Source organism: Agromyces albus (genome assembly GCF_004134825.1).
Lineage (GTDB): Bacteria > Actinomycetota > Actinomycetes > Actinomycetales > Microbacteriaceae > Agromyces > Agromyces albus.
Genome location: NZ_SDPN01000059.1, coordinates 1 through 18,193, shown reverse-complemented (window position 1 = coordinate 18,193; position 18,193 = coordinate 1). Strand labels below are relative to the sequence as shown.

The 18,193-nt window shown below is 70.6% G+C and carries 19 protein-coding genes; 10 read left to right on the top strand and 9 right to left on the bottom strand.

The window, feature by feature from the left end:
* The 4 genes from metX to ESP51_RS18905 all read left to right on the top strand — a co-directional run.
* Window positions 1-1,151 (top strand): homoserine O-acetyltransferase MetX (metX, locus tag ESP51_RS18920; RefSeq protein WP_129522442.1); only part of this gene is annotated, 1,151 nt, incomplete at its 5' end.
* A 96-nt stretch (window positions 1,152-1,247) separates the two neighbouring features.
* On the top strand, window positions 1,248-2,405 hold the full coding sequence (locus ESP51_RS18915; RefSeq protein WP_129522441.1) for a sensor histidine kinase: 1,158 nt from the start codon (window positions 1,248-1,250) through the stop codon (window positions 2,403-2,405).
* A gap of 89 nt (window positions 2,406-2,494) precedes the next feature.
* Window positions 2,495-3,685 (top strand): hypothetical protein, encoded by a 1,191-nt coding sequence (locus ESP51_RS18910; protein WP_129522440.1) that lies wholly within the window; start codon window positions 2,495-2,497, stop codon window positions 3,683-3,685.
* A gap of 17 nt (window positions 3,686-3,702) precedes the next feature.
* Window positions 3,703-4,353: a response regulator transcription factor gene (locus ESP51_RS18905; protein WP_129522439.1), complete on the top strand. Its 651-nt coding sequence runs from the start codon at window positions 3,703-3,705 to the stop codon at window positions 4,351-4,353.
* 3 nt (window positions 4,354-4,356) lie between these two features.
* On the opposite strand, the gene ESP51_RS18900 is transcribed toward ESP51_RS18905, so the two are convergent.
* The 3 genes from ESP51_RS18900 to ESP51_RS18890 all read right to left on the bottom strand — a co-directional run bounded on the left by ESP51_RS18900 (window position 4,357) and on the right by ESP51_RS18890 (window position 7,367).
* Window positions 4,357-5,637 (bottom strand): MFS transporter, encoded by a 1,281-nt coding sequence (locus ESP51_RS18900; protein ID WP_129522438.1) that lies wholly within the window; start codon window positions 5,635-5,637, stop codon window positions 4,357-4,359.
* Between the two features lie 122 nt (window positions 5,638-5,759).
* Entirely contained in the window at window positions 5,760-6,074 is a 315-nt protein-coding gene (locus ESP51_RS18895; protein ID WP_129522437.1) for a thiamine-binding protein, read from the bottom strand.
* Between the two features lie 9 nt (window positions 6,075-6,083).
* Window positions 6,084-7,367 carry a glycosyltransferase 87 family protein gene (locus tag ESP51_RS18890; RefSeq protein ID WP_129522436.1) on the bottom strand — a complete coding sequence of 428 codons (1,284 nt, stop codon included), beginning with the start codon at window positions 7,365-7,367 and terminating at the stop codon, window positions 6,084-6,086.
* A gap of 96 nt (window positions 7,368-7,463) precedes the next feature.
* On the opposite strand from ESP51_RS18890, the gene ESP51_RS18885 reads away from it, so the two are divergent.
* Genes ESP51_RS18885 through ESP51_RS18875 form a run of 3 tightly spaced genes read left to right on the top strand, consistent with a single transcriptional unit; the run spans window position 7,464 to window position 9,915 of the window.
* Window positions 7,464-8,303, top strand: a complete 840-nt coding sequence (locus tag ESP51_RS18885; RefSeq protein WP_129522435.1) for an ABC transporter substrate-binding protein — start codon at window positions 7,464-7,466, stop codon at window positions 8,301-8,303.
* 11 nt (window positions 8,304-8,314) lie between these two features.
* Complete coding sequence (locus tag ESP51_RS18880; RefSeq protein WP_241843263.1) at window positions 8,315-9,151, top strand: amino acid ABC transporter permease; 837 nt, start codon at window positions 8,315-8,317, stop codon at window positions 9,149-9,151.
* Window positions 9,148-9,915, top strand: coding sequence for an amino acid ABC transporter ATP-binding protein (locus tag ESP51_RS18875; RefSeq protein ID WP_129522433.1), 768 nt, complete (start codon window positions 9,148-9,150; stop codon window positions 9,913-9,915). The genes ESP51_RS18880 and ESP51_RS18875 overlap by 4 nt, the downstream gene beginning before the upstream one ends.
* Before the next feature lie 40 nt (window positions 9,916-9,955).
* On the opposite strand, the gene ESP51_RS18870 is transcribed toward ESP51_RS18875, so the two are convergent.
* The gene (locus ESP51_RS18870) at window positions 9,956-10,804 is read right to left on the bottom strand and encodes an ADP-dependent NAD(P)H-hydrate dehydratase (RefSeq protein WP_129522432.1); all 849 of its coding nucleotides are present in this window, start codon (window positions 10,802-10,804) and stop codon (window positions 9,956-9,958) included.
* Between the two features lie 23 nt (window positions 10,805-10,827).
* Between ESP51_RS18870 and ESP51_RS18865 the strand changes: the two genes are divergently transcribed.
* Entirely contained in the window at window positions 10,828-11,460 is a 633-nt protein-coding gene (locus tag ESP51_RS18865; protein WP_129522431.1) for an HAD family hydrolase, read from the top strand.
* On the top strand, window positions 11,457-12,608 hold the full coding sequence (locus tag ESP51_RS18860; RefSeq protein ID WP_422386865.1) for an NADH:flavin oxidoreductase/NADH oxidase: 1,152 nt from the start codon (window positions 11,457-11,459) through the stop codon (window positions 12,606-12,608). The genes ESP51_RS18865 and ESP51_RS18860 overlap by 4 nt, the downstream gene beginning before the upstream one ends.
* A 6-nt stretch (window positions 12,609-12,614) precedes the next feature.
* On the opposite strand, the gene ESP51_RS18855 is transcribed toward ESP51_RS18860, so the two are convergent.
* The 5 genes from ESP51_RS18855 to guaB1 form a co-directional block, all read right to left on the bottom strand.
* A complete protein-coding gene (locus ESP51_RS18855; RefSeq protein ID WP_129522430.1) occupies window positions 12,615-13,040 on the bottom strand; it encodes a VOC family protein in 426 nt (141 codons plus the stop codon).
* An 83-nt stretch (window positions 13,041-13,123) separates the two neighbouring features.
* Window positions 13,124-14,161, bottom strand: a complete 1,038-nt coding sequence (locus ESP51_RS18850) for a hemolysin family protein (RefSeq protein WP_129522429.1) — start codon at window positions 14,159-14,161, stop codon at window positions 13,124-13,126.
* Complete coding sequence (locus ESP51_RS18845) at window positions 14,158-15,489, bottom strand: hemolysin family protein (RefSeq protein ID WP_129522428.1); 1,332 nt, start codon at window positions 15,487-15,489, stop codon at window positions 14,158-14,160. Before ESP51_RS18845 ends, ESP51_RS18850 begins: the two co-directional genes overlap by 4 nt.
* 308 nt (window positions 15,490-15,797) lie before the next feature.
* Complete coding sequence (locus ESP51_RS18840) at window positions 15,798-16,235, bottom strand: ArsR/SmtB family transcription factor (protein WP_129522427.1); 438 nt, start codon at window positions 16,233-16,235, stop codon at window positions 15,798-15,800.
* A gap of 64 nt (window positions 16,236-16,299) precedes the next feature.
* Window positions 16,300-17,739 (bottom strand): GMP reductase, encoded by a 1,440-nt coding sequence (gene guaB1, locus ESP51_RS18835; protein ID WP_129522426.1) that lies wholly within the window; start codon window positions 17,737-17,739, stop codon window positions 16,300-16,302.
* Between the two features lie 148 nt (window positions 17,740-17,887).
* Here guaB1 and ESP51_RS18830 point away from each other — a divergent pair.
* Window positions 17,888-18,193 (top strand): 2-oxoglutarate dehydrogenase E1 subunit family protein (locus tag ESP51_RS18830; protein ID WP_164990599.1); only part of this gene is annotated, 306 nt, incomplete at its 3' end.

Below are 18,193 nucleotides of genomic sequence, written 5' to 3'. Positions count from 1 at the left end.
GCGCGCTCGCGCTCCTCGGCCGCGCGCCGGCGACGGGCGCCTGGCGCGAGGGCGACGCGGTCGGCGATCGGCGCTTCGTGCGCATCGGCGACGTGCCGCTCGAGTCCGGAGGCGTTCTGCCCGAAGCGCGCATCGCCTACGAGCAGTGGGGCACGTTGTCGCCTGCACGCGACAACGCGATCCTGGTGCTGCACGCCCTCACGGGCGACAGCCACGTCGTCGGACCTGCCGGCCCCGCGCATCCGAGCGCCGGCTGGTGGCCGGGCGTCGTCGGTCCCGGCCTCGCGATCGACACCGATCGCTGGTTCGTGCTCGCGCCGAACGTGCTGGGCGGCTGCCAGGGCTCCACCGGGCCGGCCTCGCTGGCGCCCGATCGCGCCGAGTGGGGAGCGCGGTTCCCGTTCCTCACCATCCGCGACCAGGTGCGCGCACAGCTCGCCTTCGCCCGCGAGCTCGGGATCGAACGCTTCGCGGCAGTCGTCGGCGGCTCGATGGGCGCCATGCACGTGCTCGAGTGGGCGATCGAGGCGCCCGACGCCGTCGAGCGCATCGCCGTGCTCGCCGCGCCCGCTGCCACGACCGCCGACCAGATCGCGCTCAACTCGGTGCAGATCGAGGCCATCCGCGCCGATCCGGCCTTCCATGGCGGCGATTACTACGACTCCCCCGACGGCGAGGGTCCGACGAGAGGGCTCGCGCTCGCTCGGCGCATGGCGATGCTGAACTACCGCACGGCTGCCGAGCTCAACCTGCGATTCGAGCGTTCGTGGCAGAGCGACCTCGACCCGCTCGGGGGCGACGGCCGCTTCGCGGTCGAGTCCTACCTCGACTTCCACGGCAACAAGTTCACCCGGCGGTTCGACGCCAACAGCTACCTCGTGCTCACCGAGGCCATGAACTCCCACGACGTCGGCCGCGGTCGGGGCGGTGCCGCGGCGGCGCTCGCTCGAATCGAGGCGAAGAGCCTCGTGCTCGGCATCGACAGCGACCGCTACTTCCCGCTCGCCGGCCAGGTCGAGATCGCCGCCTCGCTCCGGCACAGCGTGCACGGCGACGAGCCGGTGCTGCTCCACTCGGAGTACGGCCACGACGCGTTCCTCATCGAAGACGACGCCGTCGGCGACGCCCTCGCACGCCTGCTCGCAGCCTGACCACGGCCGCAAACCCGCAGCGTTCCGGCGAGCATCCGCTATGTTCGTGAATGAGGGGACCCGCGCGTCGGGTCGTCGACATTGCCGAGGGGGTGTATGAAACGCATCCACAAAGAGCGTGATCGGCTTCTGCGCCGGCTCGGGCGTATCGCCGGTCTGACCGGCGCGGGCGGCGCACTCGCCTGCCTCGTCATGCCGGTCCCCGCCGGGAGCCTCGAATTCGCCGTCGCCGCGGTGCTCAGCCTCGCGGTCGGAGCGCTCGTCGGCGTGCACACTGCGCGCGGAGCGATGGCGCCCGCCCTCGGCGTCGTCGCGGGATCCATCGCGCTCCTCTTCTGGCTCGGCTCGGCCTCGGTGCCCGACCCGGCCACCACCACGGCGCTCGAGATCACGGGCGGGCTCACCGCGGCATCCGTCGCCCTCTCGCTCGTCGTGCGACCCGGCGGCAGGCTCGTCGTCGCAGGACTCGCCACGACAACCCTCCTCGCCGTCGGCTTCGTCGACCTCGCAGGTCCCGAGAAGGGCTCGCTCGCGATCATCACCGCCGCCGGCTGGGCCGCGGCGGCGGCGCTCGGGCTCTGGCTCGACAAGGCGGTCGGCCGGGCATCGGAACGCATCGACGAGGTCGGGCGGGCCCACCGCGCCGAGCGTCTCGCGAGCGAGTTCGAGGCGCAGCAGCGGCAGGATGCACGAGTACTGCACGACACGGTGCTCGCCACCCTGAGCCTGCTCGCCCATTCCGGCGTGGGTGTCGGTGCGTCGGCCTTGCGGCAGCAGGCGGGCGATGACGCACGTCTGCTCAAGCAGCTTCGCCTCGGTGCGCCGCTCGACAACGGATCGAATGCCATCTTCTCCCCCGAGTCCGACGCCGACGTGCTCAGCACGACGTTCGAGTCGGTGCGACGGCGCTTCGCCCGTATGGGGCTCGATGTCAACTGGCACGGGGCAGGCCAGCTCGCCCTTCCGCGCGAGACGCTCGACGCGCTCGTCGGCGCGCTCGGCGAATGCCTCGAGAATGTGCGCCGGCATTCCGGTGTCAGTGAAGCGGATGTCACGGTCACCGATGACGATCGAACCGTGCGCGCCATGGTGACCGACGCCGGCAGCGGCTTCGAGACCGAGGCCGTCGACCGGGCCCGCCTCGGGTACGCCGAGTCGGTCGTCGGCCGGCTCAGCACCGTGGGCGGGCGAGCCCGGATCTTCTCCTCGCCCGGGTCGGGGACGACCGTGATGCTCGAGGTGCCGAAGCCATGATCGACCCCGAGCCCGATCCTCAGCCTCCCGCCGAGCGCAGGGAGCACTCCTTTCGGCGTCCCACACGCTCGGCTCGGGCGGCGGGCGATGTGCGTGAGAGCCACGGCGGCCGCAGGCTCGCGACCGGCATCACCATCGGGGCGGGCCTCATCATCCTCGCCCACCTCGCGCTCGCGTTCTCGTTCGCGCCGTACTACCTGAAGGGGTGGCCGGGTCCATGGGCCGCGTGGATCGCCCTCGCCATGGTCGTCGCGGTCGGCGCCGTCTCGCGGGCGTTCTGGCGGAACCTGCCCGACTGGCTCTACGCCGCGCTCCTCGCCGGTCTCATCGCCCCGCTGTGGCTCGACGTCGTCGCGACGGCCGGGCTGCTCCAGTACGGCGTGACGTCGACCGCAGGCGCCGCGGCCGGAGCCGTGCTCATGCCGGTCGCGGCGATCCGGGGCACGCGGATCCCGCTCGCCGCCGCAGCCGGCATCGGCCTCGTCCTCGCCGTCTCGGCGCTCGTCCAGCTCGACTCGGCCGGCGCCTCGGTCGTCTCAGGACTGTCCGTCGCCGCCTCGGCGGTGTTCCCCGTCGTGCTCGTGACCCTCGCCGTCAGCGGGTTCCGCCGGCTCGTCGGGCGCGAACTCGACCTCTCGCTCGTGCAGAGCACGGTCGGCACGCCGCACTCGGCCGTGGGCATGCGGGCATCCGAGGAGCTCGCACAACTCGACTTCGACGCGGAGGCCCTGCTCGACGACGTCGGCGCCGGACGCGTCGCGATCCCGGTGCCGGCCGAGATCGCCGAGCGGGCCGGGTCGCTCGCCGCACGGTTGCGTGTTCGGCTCATCGAGGGCCGCACCGACACATGGCTGCGCCACGCCGTGACCGAATCCGCGTACTTGAGCGACCGCGTCACCGTCGACGATCCGAGCGGCGTCGCAGGGCTCCTCTCCAAAACGCAACGAGATGGGCTGCTGCTCGCGCTCTGGCTCTTGGTCGGGGAACGCCCGAAGGGCGCGACGTCTCCCTTCGCGGTGCTCGTCGCGTGCCGCGAATCGGCGATCGGAAGCGAGGCCGGCGCTCCACTGCTCACGATCGCCATCGACGTGAAGGGAGTCGCGCGGCGACGCGTCGATCCCGCGACATGGGATGCACTCGGTAGTCTCGGAAGATACGAGGTGATCGTGGGAGCTGAGGGGTTCCGCATCGACATCGCCTGCAGTGTCGAGAAGATCGACATCGCAGGTTCACCGGCGGCTCGAGCCGCCGTCCGATCTAGGGGGGAGCTGAATGGCTGACACCGAGGGGGAGCCTCATGGCTGACACCGACACACCTATTCGACTCGCCATCGTCGACGACCACCGCATGCTGCTCGGAGCGCTCTCCGAATGGCTGCGGGGTGCAGCGCCCGACATCGATCTCGTCGCCGCGGTGCCGTCATGGTCGGAACTGCTCGCCCACCGCGACTTCCCCGTCGACGTCGTGCTCCTCGACCTCGACCTGCGTGACAACATCCCGATCTCGCTGAAGCTCTCGATGCTGAAGTCCGCGGGCGTGCAGACGATGCTCATGAGCACGTACTCCGAGCCGGCCGTCGTGCGCGAGGCGCTCAGCTCGGGGGCACTCGGATACCTCGTGAAGTCCGAACCCGTCGAGACGATCGTCGAGGCCATCCGCGCGGCACGTGACGGCGATTCGTACCTCACGCCCGAGCTCGAGGCCGCCCTCATCGACGACGGCACGGTGCCGCGGCTGAGCGCGCAGGAGCGGCGGGTGATGGCGCTCTACGGCGCCGGCCAGCCGGTGAAGGCCGTCGCCTTCCAGCTCGGGATCTCCGAGGAGACCGCGAAGAGCTATCTCAAGCGCATCCGCGAGAAGTACCGCGTCGCGGGCTTCGACGTCGGCACGAAGGTGGCGTTGCGCAAGCGCGCGATCCTCGACGGCATCCTGCTGCAGTCCGACTGAGCACTAGTACCCCTCGCCGACCACCTCGACGGCACCCGTCGCGTAGGGCACGGCGATGCCGCGACGCCCGCGGGCCCGGTCGAGTGCGAACGAGGCGAGGGCGAGCAGGATGCCGGCGATCGTGAGCACGAGGCCGATCCAGACGGGCGCGACGTATCCGAGCCCGCCCGCGATCGCGAGCCCGCCGAGCACCGCGCCGAGGCTGTTGCCGATGTTCAGCGCGGAGTGGTTGAGGGCCGCGGCGATCGATTGGCTGTCGCGGGCGACATCCATGAGCCGGGCCTGGATCGTGGGCGAGAGCGCCGCAGCCGACCCTCCGACGAGGAACAGCCCGATGCAGAGGCCCACGGGGTTCGAGGCCGTCAGTCCGAGGAGCACGAGCGACGCGGCGAGCAGCCCGAAGAAGCCGTACATCGAGCGCCGCACACTGCGATCGGCGAGTGCGCCGCCCACGAGATTGCCGACCGTCATGCCGAGCCCGATGACGACGAGCACGACGGGGACGAACGAGGGCGCGAGGCCCGTGACGTCGGTCGCGAGCGGCGCGACGTAGCTGTAGACGGCGAACAGGCCGCCGAAGCCGATGGCGCCGATTCCGAGCGCGAACCACACCTGCACACGGGCGAACGCGCGGAGTTCGCGTTTCATCGTGGCATTCGGGTCGCCAGCCTGCCACGGCACCGCGAGGAGCACCGCCGCGAAGGTCAGGGCGAAGATGGCGGCGACGGCGAGGTAGGCGATGCGCCAGCCGGCCGCCTGGCCGAGCCAGGTGATCGCCGGCACCCCGATGACGTTCGCGATGGTGAGCCCCGAGAGCACGAGCGCGACGCCGCGAGCGCGTTTGCCTGGGCCCATGAGGCTCGCAGCGACGAGCGAGGCGATGCCGAAGTAGGCACCGTGCGGCAGGGCGGCGATGAAGCGAGCGACGAGCACGAGCTCGAAGGTCGGGAGCAGGGCCGAGGCGATCGTGCCGAGCGTGAACGCCGTGAGCAACGCGAGCAGCAGGCGCCGTCGGGGCCAGCGCGCGGCAGCCGCGGCGATCGTTGGCGCCCCCACGACCACGCCGAGCGCATACGCGGAGATGATCCAGCCGGCGGATGCGTTCGCGTCTTCGGGCGAGCGGGCATAGACGCCCGGCAGGAGGTCGCGCGCGATGTCGGGCAACAGGCCCATCGCGACGAACTCGGTCGCGCCGATGCCGAAGCCGCCGAGTGCGAGCGCCAGGAGCGCAAAACGAATACGGGCCGGCGACAACGTCGTCGGCCCGTCTGAAGAGAGGGTCACCCGACGATTCTCGCACAGATCGAATCGATTCGACATCCACGCCCGTCGAGGCGCCGGCACCTGGACCTTCGAGTCGTGCTCAGAGTCCTTTGGTCTGCGCGACGTACAGAAACACGCCGTGACTACGGGTTGTCCTGCCGGTCGAGGGCTGCTTCGAGCCGATCCACCTTCGCATCGATCTCGCCGGTGCGGCCCGGCCGAATGTCGGCCTTCAGTACGAGGGACACCCGCGGGCCGAACTCTCCGACGGCCTCCGTCGCCCGCCGGATGACGTCGAAGACCTCGTCCCACTCGCCTTCGATCTCGGTGAACATGGACGTCGTCCGGTTCGGAAGCCCGGACTCCCGCACGATCCGCACGGCTGCCGCCACGGCGTCATGGACGGACCCCTCTGGGCCCTCCAAGCCACTCGGTGCGACCGAGAATGCGACCAGCATGGTTCCTCCTCAGGGGCGCGAGACGGGCGGCGTCACGCGGCTGCGGGTGCTCGTTCCACGCCTTCCTCCAGCCTGCCACATCGCCGTGATGCCCCACGCGAGCAATGCGATCAGGAGCCCCGCCTTGACGGTGAGCAGGAACACGAACGCCGGGTTCGCGACGAGGAGCCACCCGTACCAGTACGGGTAGATGATGTGCGTGAAGAGCGCGACGGCCGCCACGAGGATCGCGGGCACCGAGAAGCGCGCCGGCCGGTAGACGAGTCCGAGCACGACCGGCGCCGCGAGCCACGTGACGAACTGCGGCGAGCCCACCTTGTTGGCGAGCATGAGCACGACCACGAAGGAGAGCGCGAGCGACGGCATGAGCACGCCGAACGCGGTGCCGCGGCGCGCCGCGCGAATCCCGATGAGCACGACGGCGAGCACCCCGATCGCCATGATCGGCGTCGTGAGCGCCGCCGCGGCATCCGCCCCCGGCCCCTCGATCTGGAACGTCAGGATCTCGCGGTCGTACTCGATCGTGACCGACTTCACGCCGCCGACGATCTGCCAGAGCCACCCGACCGCGATGGGCGCCTCGATCTGCAGCCCCCGGTCGGCCTGCTCGGCGATGAAGCCGACGGCGTTGAGGCCCGATCCCGCGACGAGACTCACCCCGAGAATGCCCACGCTGAGCGCCGCCGCGACGTTGACCACGTCGCCCCGCTTGCGAGATGCGATGACGAGTGCGGCGACGAGTGCGGCCGGCCAGACCTTCACCCACGCGCCGATCGTGAGCAGCACCGCGGCCACGCGCGGCCGGCCCGCGGCCCAGAGCAGCCCGGCGATCGCGATCGGCACGGTGATCGCGTCGATGCGACCGAGCGCGATGGGCCCGAGCAGGGCGAGGAACCCGAGCCACCACCACGCCGCAAGACGCCGGGGCCGCGAGAGCCGAGCTCGCCCGATGAGGATCGCGAAGACGATCGCATCGAGCAGGGTGACGATCGTGAGCCACGTCTCTCCGTAGAGGGCCGAGCCGAATGCGAGCGCGGCCGACATGGGCGCGAACGCGAGGATCGGATAGACCCACGGCATGTCGATGCCCATGCGCAGCCAGCCGTTCGCGGCGTTCTCGGCCCAGACCCGGTAGACGCCCGTCACGTCGCCGAGCGGATACCCGGGCGCAGCGAGATTGAGCCACACGAGCGCGAGGTGCACGAGTGCGAAGCCCGTCCAGAGTGCGGCGCGGCCCGAGAGGGCGTGAGTGACGCCGGCGACGGATGCCGCACGCATGTCAGCCTCCGCCATCCCAGCAGCCTACCGGGGCGTCACATTCCGCCACGTGCTGCCGGTGCGAGCGCCGGATCCGGAATGCTGGGGGCACACCAGTCACCGGAGGCCCCCATGACTCGACGCTCACTCGCCGCGCTCCTCGCCGCGGCATCCGCGACCCTCGTGCTCGCCGCATGCTCGGCGGGCGATACCGGCGCCGCCTCCGGTTCCGGCGACGGCGACGGCTACGTCACCGCCGGCAAGCTCACGATCGGCACTGGTGAGCCCGCCTACTCGCCGTGGGTGCTCGACGACGCACCCGAGTCGGGCGAGGGGTTCGAGGCGGCCGTCGCCTACGCGGTCGCCGAAGAGCTCGGCTTCGCCGAAGACGACGTGGTGTGGGTGCGCACGACCTTCGACCAGGCGATCGCACCGGGACCGAAGGACTTCGACTTCAACCTGCAGCAGTTCTCGATCACCGACGAGCGCAAGCAAGCGGTCGACTTCTCGTCGCCGTACTACGAGACGACGCAGGTGGTCATCACGGTCGACGACTCCCCCGCTGCCTCCGCCACCTCGATCGCCGACCTGCAGGGCCTGCTCATCGGCGCCCAGACCGGCACCACGAGTTTCGACGCGATCGAGTCGATCATCGCGCCGACGGCCGGCGCACAGGTGTTCAACACGAACGACGACGCGAAGCTCGCCCTCGAGAACGGCACCGTCGACGCGATCGTGGTCGACCTGCCGACGGCGTTCTACCTCACCTCCGCCGAGCTCGACGGCGGCAAGATCGTCGGCCAGCTGCCCGCGACCACCGGCGGCGATGCCTTCGGCCTCGTGCTCGCGAAGGACTCGGCACTCACTCCCGACGTCACCGCGGCGGTCGACGCCCTCCGCGACGACGGCACGCTCGACGCCCTTGCCGCCGAATGGCTCGCCGGTGAGGGCGCGGCGCCAGTGCTCGAGTGACGGATGCCTGGGTGCCGAGCGACGTTGAGCTCGGGCGGCGGGCGTTTCGTCGCCGGCAGACGCGCCGCTCCGTGCTCGTCAGCGCACTCAGCACGCTCGTGCTCGCGGCGCTCCTCGCGGTGGCCCTCATCGGGTCACCCGGCTGGGCCAGGGTGCAGCAGACCTTCTTCGACCCCGAGGTCGCGGTCGCGGCGCTGCCGCGCGTGCTCCAGGGGCTCTGGCTGAACGTCCAGGTGCTCGTCGTCGCGAGCGTCGGCGTGCTCCTCTTCGCCCTGTTGCTCGCCACGATCCGCACGCTCCGTGGTCCGGTGTTCTTCCCGCTCCGCGCGCTCGCTGCGGGCTACACCGACCTCTTCCGCGGCGTCCCGCTCATCATCGTGCTCTACCTCGTCGGGTACGGCATTCCCGGGCTCGACTTCTTCGGCCGCATGCCGGCCGCGTTCTGGGGAACGATCGCCCTCATCCTCACCTACTCCGCCTACGTGTCGGAGGTGTTCCGCGCGGGCATCGAGGCGGTGCATCCGTCGCAGCGGCTCGCCGCCAGGTCGCTCGGACTGAGCCACGGCCAGGCGATGCGCCGCGTCGTGCTGCCGCAGGCGATGCGCAAGGTGACGCCGGCGCTCATGAACGACTTCGTCGCCATGCAGAAGGACGTCGGCCTCATCTCGGTGCTCGGCGCCGTCGACGCGGTGCGCGCGGCGCAGATCGAGACGTCGCACTTCTTCAACTTCACGCCGTATGTCGTCGCGGGGCTGCTGTTCGTGCTGCTCGCGTGGCCGATGATCCGGCTGACCGACTGGCTCTCGGCGCGCACACGCGCACGCGAGCAGGCCGGGAGCCTCGTATGAACGCGTCGCCGGCCGGCCTCGAAACACCGCCGGTGCTTCGCCTCCGCGGCATCCGGCGCGCATTCGGCGACCACGAGGTGCTCCGCGGCATCGACCTCGACGTCGCGGCGCACGAGGTCGTCGCGCTCGTCGGGGCGAGCGGGTCGGGCAAGTCGACGCTGCTGCGCACCGTGAACCTGCTCGAACGCATCGATGACGGCGTGATCCTGCTCGCCGGCGAAGACGTGAGCGACCCGCGCACCGACGCCGACCGGGTGCGCGGTCGCATCGGCGTCGTCTTCCAGGCCTACAACCTGTTCCCCCACCTCAGCGTGCTCGACAACGTGACCCTCGCCTCGCGGCTCGTGCACCGCATCCCGCGTGCCGAGGCGGAGCGACGCGCGCTCGGGCTCCTCGGTTCGATCGGCCTCGGCGACTTCGCGCGGTCGTTTCCCGACCGGCTCTCGGGCGGGCAGCAGCAGCGTGCCGCGATCGTGCGCGCGATCGCGACCGATCCCGAGCTGCTCCTGCTCGACGAGGTGACGAGCGCGCTCGACCCCGAGCTCGTCGGCGAGGTGCTCGAACTCGTGCGGGCGCTCGCCGCCCGCGGCACCACGATCGTCATGGCGACGCACGAGATGGCGTTCGCCCGCGACGTCGCCGATCGGGTCGTGTTCCTCGACGCCGGCCGCATCATCGAGGACGCCCCGGCTCGCGAGTTCTTCGCCGCGCCGCGCGAGGCCCGCTCGCGGGAGTTCCTCTCCCGCTTCCTGCCCGAGGCATGAGACCGGGGCAGGCGCGGTGAGCCCCCGGCCACCTGGCTCGTCAGTGCGCGAGCAACGAGCCGATGACACCCGGCACGGCTTCTGCGATGTCGAGCGCGGTCACCGGTCCCCCGCCGACGTAGGCGCTGGCCAGTCTCGCGGCCTCGCCCTGCACGTACGCGGCCGTCGCGGCGAGTGACGTGAGCACTTCGGCATCCGTCGCGAGCCGCTCATGGTGCGTGGCGACGAGGGCCCCCAGGATGCCGCCGAGCACGTCACCGGTGCCGGCGGTGGCGAGCCAGTGCGTCGGCGCGGTGACCGTGTAGCGGTCGCCATCGGGGTCGCACACGTGGGTGACCGGACCCTTCAGCAGCACGGCGACGCCGAGTTCGCGTGCGGCCCGCTCGGCCCAGCCCGCCGGGTCCTCGCGCACCTCCTGCTCGCTCGCGTCGATCTCGCGCTCGGTGAGCAGCGTGGCGAGTTCTCGGGCATGCGGGGTGATGATCGTGGGTGCGGTGTGCGTGCCCACGAGGTCGAGCCCGCCGGCATCGAGCACGACCGGCACGCGAGAGGCGAGGGCGACCTGCAGGTCGCCCTGGAGCAGGAACGAGCGGCGTTCGGGGTCGATGCCCGAGCCGACGAGCCACGCCTGCACACGTCCGGCCATCGTGACCGTCTCGGGGCGGCGCGCCAGCACCGCCGCGCGAACCGCACGCGGGCCGGTGAATCGCACCATGCCCACGCCCGCGCGATGCGCGGCCTCGACGCCGAGCACGGCGGCTCCTGGATAATCGGGCGATCCCGTGATGACACCGAGCACGCCGCGGCGGTACTTGTCGTCGCCGGCCACGGGCTCCATGATCCACTCGGCCGCATCCTCGGCGGTCCATTCCTGCCACGATGCATCCATGGTCCAACGATAGGTTGATGGAGATGCCTTCGACACCCGCCGCACCGATCAGCCTCTCCCCTCGCGTCGTCGTCTTCGACTACGGCGAGGTCATCCCGCGCGAGCCGACCCCGACCGACCGCGGCGCGCTCCTCGCCCGCGCGGGCGTCGCGCACGAGCCGTTCTGGGTCGCCTACTGGGCGCACCGAGACGGACTCGACCGCGGCACGACGTCGATCGCCGAGTACTGGGGAGCGATCGCGCGCGACACCGGCGCCGACTGGGGCCCGGTCGACATCCACGAACTCTGGGCGATCGACCACCGCGGCTGGCTGAGCGTCGATGCCGGCACCCTCGGCGTGCTGCACGCCCTCGCAGCGGGCGGAACCCGCCTCGCGCTGCTCTCGAACGCGGGCCGCGACTACGGCGGCTGGTTGCGCCACGGCACCTTCGGGCCGCTCTTCGAGCGGGTCTTCGTGAGCGGGGAGCTCGGTCTCGTGAAGCCCGACGCGGCGATCTACGAGCACGTGATCGGCGAGCTCGGCATCGAGGCATCCGAGTTCCTGTTCATCGACAACAAGTCGGAGAACGTCGAGGGCGCCCGCGCCGTCGGTGGTGACGGACACGTGTTCACGGATGCCGCGGGCCTCGACTCGTGGCTGCGGGCCCTCGCATGAGCGACGACCTCAAGACGGCCCCCGGGCCGCGTCCCGCACCGCTCGACGCCCCTGTGCCCGGGCTCTTCACGCCGATCACGATCCGAGGCCTGACGATCCGCAACCGGATCTGGGTGCCGCCGCTCTGCCAGTACTCGGTGACGGCGCGCGACGGCGTGCCGCACGACTGGCACCTCGTGCACCTCGGTGCGATGGCCGCCGGGGGCGCTGGGCTCGTCATCGCCGAGGCGACGGCGGTGAGCCCCCAAGGCCGGATCTCCGATCACGACACCGGAATCTGGAACGACGAGCAGGCCGCGGCGTGGGCCCGCATCACGCGATTCCTCCGGTCGCAGGGCGCCGCGTCGGGCCTCCAGCTCGCGCACGCCGGACGCAAGGCGTCGATCTGGCCCGAACCGATGCGCCGGCCCGGGTCGCAGCCGCTCGACGAGGGCGGCTGGCCCACGGTCTCGGCTTCGGCGATCGCATTCGACGGCTACCGCGAGCCGCTCGCGCTCGACGAAGACGGCATCCTCGGCGTCGTCGAGGACTTCAGGCTCGCCGCGCGCCGGGCCGTCGGCGCCGGGTTCGATGTCGTCGAGGTGCATGCCGCCCACGGCTACCTCGTGCACCAGTTCCTCTCGCCGCTCTCGAACGTGCGCTCCGACCGGTGGGGCGGCAGCCTCGAGAACCGGGCGAGGCTTCTGCTCGAGATCGTGCGTGCCGTGCGTGCCGAGATCGGAGAGCGGATGCCGCTCTTCGTCCGGTTCTCGGCAACCGACTGGACTCCTGGCGGTTGGGACGAGGTGCAGACGGCGACCGTGGCCGGCTGGACCGAAGACGTCGGGGCCGACTTCTTCGACGTGTCGACCGGAGGGCTCGTCGCCTCGGCCGAGATCCCCCTCGGTCCCGGCTACCAGGCGCACTTCGCCGAGTACGTCGGCGAGCGGTCGGATGTCCCGGTGTCGGCCGTCGGCCGCATCACCAACGCGCGGCATGCCGACGACCTCGTCTCGTCGGGTCGCGCCGACGCGATCATGTTCGGCAAGGCCATGATGCGCGACCCGCATTTCGCCATGCGGGCCGCGCACGAGCTCGGCGCCGACACCTCGATGTGGCCGCGCCAGTACCTGAGGGCGCGGCCCGAGGTGAATGACGGCGAGTGGTGAGGGTCGTCAGCCGCCCGCCGCTGCAGACCTTCCCCTCATCACCACATCGCGCATCTCGGGCGACAGTTCGCCGATCGCGATGATGTTGCCCTCGCTGTCGCTGAACCAGGCGCCCCGTGAGCCGGCGATCTCCGCGACGCCGTCGACCGTCTTCAGCCCCGGCATGTCGTAGTCGTGGAACGTCACGCCGTGCGTGCGCAGCGCCGTCATGTCGCGGTCGAGGTTGTCGGTGACGAGGTTCAGCGCGGTGTTCTTCGCCGTGCCGGCGAACTGGGACTCGTAGACCATCACGATGGTGCCGCCGAAGTCGTAGAGGTCTCCGCCCTCGTCAGAGGCGATCGGCTCGTGGCCGAGCACCTCTCGCCAGTAGTTGCGTGCGCGGACGAGGTCGGAGGCGGGCAGCACTGCCGTCGCCATGAGCTTCTCGAACATGATGCATCCTCGGATTCTTTCGGGTGGGCGCCAGTTTACGCGCGTGCCTGCCGGAGGTCATCACCCTTTTCGGTCGCGTCCGGTCAGGCTCGCCTGGTCGCGTCCTGCACCTCTCCCACGAGCTCCTCGATGATGTCTTCGAGGAAGAGCACGCCGGTCGTGCCGCCGTCGCCGTCGAACGCGCGCGCGACATGGATTCCGAGGCGCCGCATCGTGGCGAGCGCGTCTTCGAGGTCGGCACCGTCGTAGATCGACACCAGCCGGCGCACCCGCTTCGCGGGGATCGGGTCGTCGAACTCGTCGTCGTCGAGGTCGATCACGTCTTTCAGGTGCACGTAGCCGACCGGCTCGCCCAGCACGTCGAGGATCGGATACCGCGAGAAGCCGTGCCGTGCCACGCAGCGCTCAACATCGCCCGGCGTCGCCGCGGGCGGCAGGCTCACGAGCCCGTCGAGCGGCAGCGCGACATCCTTCACCCGCTTGGTGGTGAACTCGAACGCCGCGGTGAGCGTGCCGCTCGCGTCGACGAGCACGCCCTCACGACGCGACTGGTTGACGATCGTCTGCACCTCCTCGAGCGTGAACGTGCTCGTCGCCTCGGTCTTCGGCTCGACGCCCGAGAGCCGGAGCACCGCGTTCGCCGTCGCGTTCAGCGCGACGATGATCGGGCGGAAGAAACGCGCGAGCAGCACGAGTGGAGGTGCGAGCAGGAGCACGGCGCGATCGGGCACCGAGAACGACAGGTTCTTCGGCACCATCTCGCCGAAGACGACGTGCAGGTACGAGACGAGCACCAGGGCGACGATGAACGCGACGGTGGAGACGACCTCCTCCGACCAGCCCGTCAGATGCAACGGCACCTCGAGCAGGTGATGGATCGCGGGCTCGGAGACGTTCAGGATGAGCAACGAGCACACCGTGATGCCGAGCTGGCTCATCGCGAGCATGAGCGTGGCATGCTCCATCGCCCAGAGGGCGGTCTTCGCGCTCCGGCTGCCGGCATCGGCGAGCGGCTCGATCTGCGAGCGCCGCGCCGAGATCACCGCGAACTCGGCACCGACGAAGAAGGCGTTGGCCGCGAGCAGCACGATCAGCCACAGGATTCCGACCCAGTCGCTCATCGCGCGCCCTTCCTGTTGATGTCGTCGACCGCAGGTGAAGGATCGGGTACGAAGCGCAACCGGTCGATCCTGCGACCGTCGAGGCGCTGCACGATGAGCATGCCTTCGTCGACCGACACCTCGTCGCCGACGACGGGCAAGCGGCCGAGGCGGCTCATCACGAAGCCGGCGACGGTCTCGTAGTCGCCGTTCTCGGGAACACGGATGCCGGTGCGCTCGATGAGCTCGTCGGGCCGCAGGATGCCGGGGAAGCTCACGACATCACCGCGGCGGACGACGCCCGCACGCGTCCGGTCGTGCTCGTCGGCGACCTCGCCCACGAGCTCCTCGACGAGATCCTCGAGCGTGGCGACGCCCGCGGTGCCGCCGTACTCGTCGACGACGACCGCCATCTGGAACCCACGGGCCCTGAGCTCGCCGAGGAGCGTGCCGAGCTTCATCGTCTCGGGCACGCGAAGCGCCTCGGACTGGAGCGCAGAGGTCGGGACGTCCAACCGCTTCTCACGCGGAACCGCGACCGCTTGCTTGACGTGCACGAGGCCGACGACGTCGTCGAGGTTCTCGTCGTAAACGGGGAAGCGGGAGAACCCCGTCTGCCGCGCGAGCTCGAGCACAGCCTCGGCCGGCTCGAGCCGCTGCACCGCCGCGACGGCCGGACGCGCGGTCATGACGTCGGATGCGTCGTGGTCGGCGAACCGGAGTGTGCGGCCGAGCAGGGTCGCCGTGTCCTGCTCGAGGAGCCCGGCGCTCGCGGATCGCCTGACGAGCGACGAGAGCTCTTCGGCGGAGCGAGCGCCCGAGAGCTCCTCCTTCGGCTCGATGCCCACCGCGCGCAGCAGCGCGTTCGCACTGCCGTTCAGGAGCGAGACCGCCGGGCGGAACACCCACGTGAACGCCGCTTGGAACGGCACCACGATGATCGCGGTCTGCCGCGGCAGCGCGAGCGCGAAGTTCTTCGGCACGAGCTCGCCGAGCACCATCGAGAGCAGCGTCGCGACGGTGACGGCGACGATCGTGCCGACCGGGCGGACGAGCCCCTCCGGAAGGCCGCCGGCCGCGAGCGGCCCTGCGAGGAGCGAACTGATCGCCGGCTCCATCGTGTAGCCCGTGAGGAGCGTCGTGAGGGTGATGCCGAGCTGGGCGCTCGAGAGGTGCGTCGAGGTGATCTTGAGTGCGGCGATCGTGAGGCCGAGCCTCGTCTCGCCCCTCGCGCGCCTCGCCTCGAGCTCCGCACGGTCGAGGTTCACGAGCGCGAACTCGCTGGCGACGAACAAGCCCGTGCCGATCGTGAGGAGGAGTCCGATGCCGAGCAGGGTCCACTCAGACATCCGCACCTCCCCTGACGGTCACGGGCGAGGGTCTATGGCCGGGTTCGGTCGCAGAGGGGGGGTCATCCATGGTCTCGCCAGTATATCGGCGGCGTCCGCGACCCTTCCGAGCTGTAACCCGGCCGTCATCTCTGCCGTCAACCCTCCTCGATCTCGCCTCCGCCGATCTTCGATCTCGCCTTCCGTTCTGCTCATGTGAGATCAGCCTCATGTGAGGCGAAACTCACACGAGCCACAGCGACACCGATCCCGCCCTCGATCTCGGCGCCACTCACACGAGCAGACAAGCCCGGCACGAAATCGCATGCCTAACCCTCGGCAACAGCGTGATCGGTCAACTCGACCCATTCGGCGAGCGCCGCCTGCCGTCGCCGCCGCTCAGCCGTACCCAATCGGTGAATACGTCGATCCTCCACCGGGATCGGCATCATCGGCGCACGACCCTCGGCGGTGCCATAGCGCTGTTCCCAGACCTCGAACAGGTCGGAGACCGCGGCATCGAGGGACGCGAGGAACGCGGGGTTCAGGTGATACGACCTCGACCGCGGTTCGACCACATCGACGCTCGACTGGACCACTCCGTTCTGCCGCAGCGTCCGAAGGTGATGGGACACGGCGGTTCGCGTCACCCCGAGCTCCGCGCACGCGATCTCGCACAGCGTGCCGGCGCTGTGCTCACCAACGGCGAGCACAGCGATGATGCGTCGGCGCACCGGGTGAGCGACGATCTCGAACGGGTGCACCACGGCGACAGCGTACCGACCGAGGCCAAGGTGCGATCCTCGCCGTCCACAGGCGAGCCCCGAGGCGCTACCAGCTCACCGGCAGCGCCTTGCCCTCTTCGTAGCCCGCCGCCGATTGCACGCCGACGAGCGCACGCTCGCGGAACTCCTCGATCGACCGGGCGCCGGCGTAGGTGAACGAGCTGCGCACCCCCGAGGTGATCATGTCGAGCAGGTCTTCCACCGACGGGCGCAGCGGGTCGAGGTAGATCGACGACGATGAGATGCCCTCGGCGAAGAGCTCCTTGCGGGCGAGCTCGTACGGCGAGAGCCGGTCGAAGCGCTCGCGCACGGCCTTCGTCGACGCCATGCCCCAGCTCTCCTTGAAGAGGCGGCCGGATGTGTCGCGACGCAGCGTGCCCGGAGCCTCGATCGTGCCCGCGAACCACGAGCCGATCATGACGGATGCCGCACCCGCGGCGAGCGCGAGCGCCACGTCGCGCGGATACCGCACGCCGCCGTCGGCCCACACGGCGGCGCCGTGCTCGCGCGCCGCCTCGGCGGTCTCGAGCACGGCGGAGAACTGCGGACGGCCGACGGCCGTCATCATGCGCGTCGTGCACATCGCGCCGGGGCCCACGCCGACCTTCAGCACGTCGGCGCCGGCCTCGACGAGGTCGGCGACCGCGTCGGCGGTCACGATATTGCCGGCCACGATCGGCACCCCGAGGCCGAGGTCGCGCACGATGCGCACCGCGCGGATCATGCCGTCCTGGTGACCGTGCGCGGTGTCGATGACGAGCATGTCGACGCCGGCGCCGGCGAGCGCCGTCGCCTTCGCGGCGACGTCTCCGTTGATGCCGACCGCGGCGGCGACGCGAAGGCGGCCGTGGGCGTCGACGTTGGGCTGGTAGATCGTGCCGCGCAACGCGCTCTTGCGACTGAGAGTGCCGACGACGCGGCCGTGCTCGAGCACCGGTGCGAAGTCGAGGTCGGCTTCGACCATCAGGTCGAACGCGCGCCGGGGCGAGTCGACGTCGTCGGCATCGAGCGAGGCGAGCCCGCCGTGCACCAGGTCGCCGAGCCGTGCGTCGGGCAGGGCGGTCGCGAGCCTCGTCGCGGCGATGCATCCGACGTACTCACCGCGGGAGTCGTGGAGCACGATGCCGTGACCCTCGACGGGAGGCAGGGAGGCGAGCGCGTCGGCGACCGTCGCGTCGGGCGCGAAGTCGTGGGGGATGTCGAATCGCGGCGATTGCGCCTTCACCCAGCGGATCGCCTCATCGAGATCTTGCAGGTGCAGGTCTTGGGGCAGCACCCCGAGACCGCCGCGTCGGGCGAGGGTCGCTGCGAGACGCGGCCCGGTGATGGAGTTCATGTTCGCCGAGACGATGGGAACGGATGCCCCCGACCCGTCTTCTGGCGCGAGCGAGACGTCGAGCCGGCTCGTGACGGCGGAACGGCTCGGCACGAGGAACACGTCGGAATACGTGAGGTCGTGTCGCGGCGTGGTCCGGTAGAACTGCATGCCATCCACGCTACCGCCGCAATGGGCAACCCGAGTCCGGCAGAGGGGTTTAGGCTTGTGTGGGTGATCGCGCACGATGCGCCGGGCGTGCATCGTGAACGCCGCCAGCAGGTTATCCAGCATCAATGGAGAGAGTGGGCGAGAGGCTGTGTCGAGCCAATTGACCGGGTCAGGTTCCGACGAGACCACGTCGGCCGAGTACGGAGCCAACGAGTGGCTCGTCGACGAGATGTACGAGAAGTACCTCGCAGACCCTGAATCGGTCGACAAGACGTGGTGGCCGGTGCTCGAGCACTACCGCCAGGTCCGCACCGGCGCCGGCAACGGCGACGGCACTGCGAGGGCTGCGGCCCCGCCGGCCGAACCGGCCGCGCCGGATTCCGCCGGGCCCGCTCCACAAGCCCCCACACCCGTCGACGCCGCGCCCGCGGAGGCTGCGACATCCGAGGCCCCG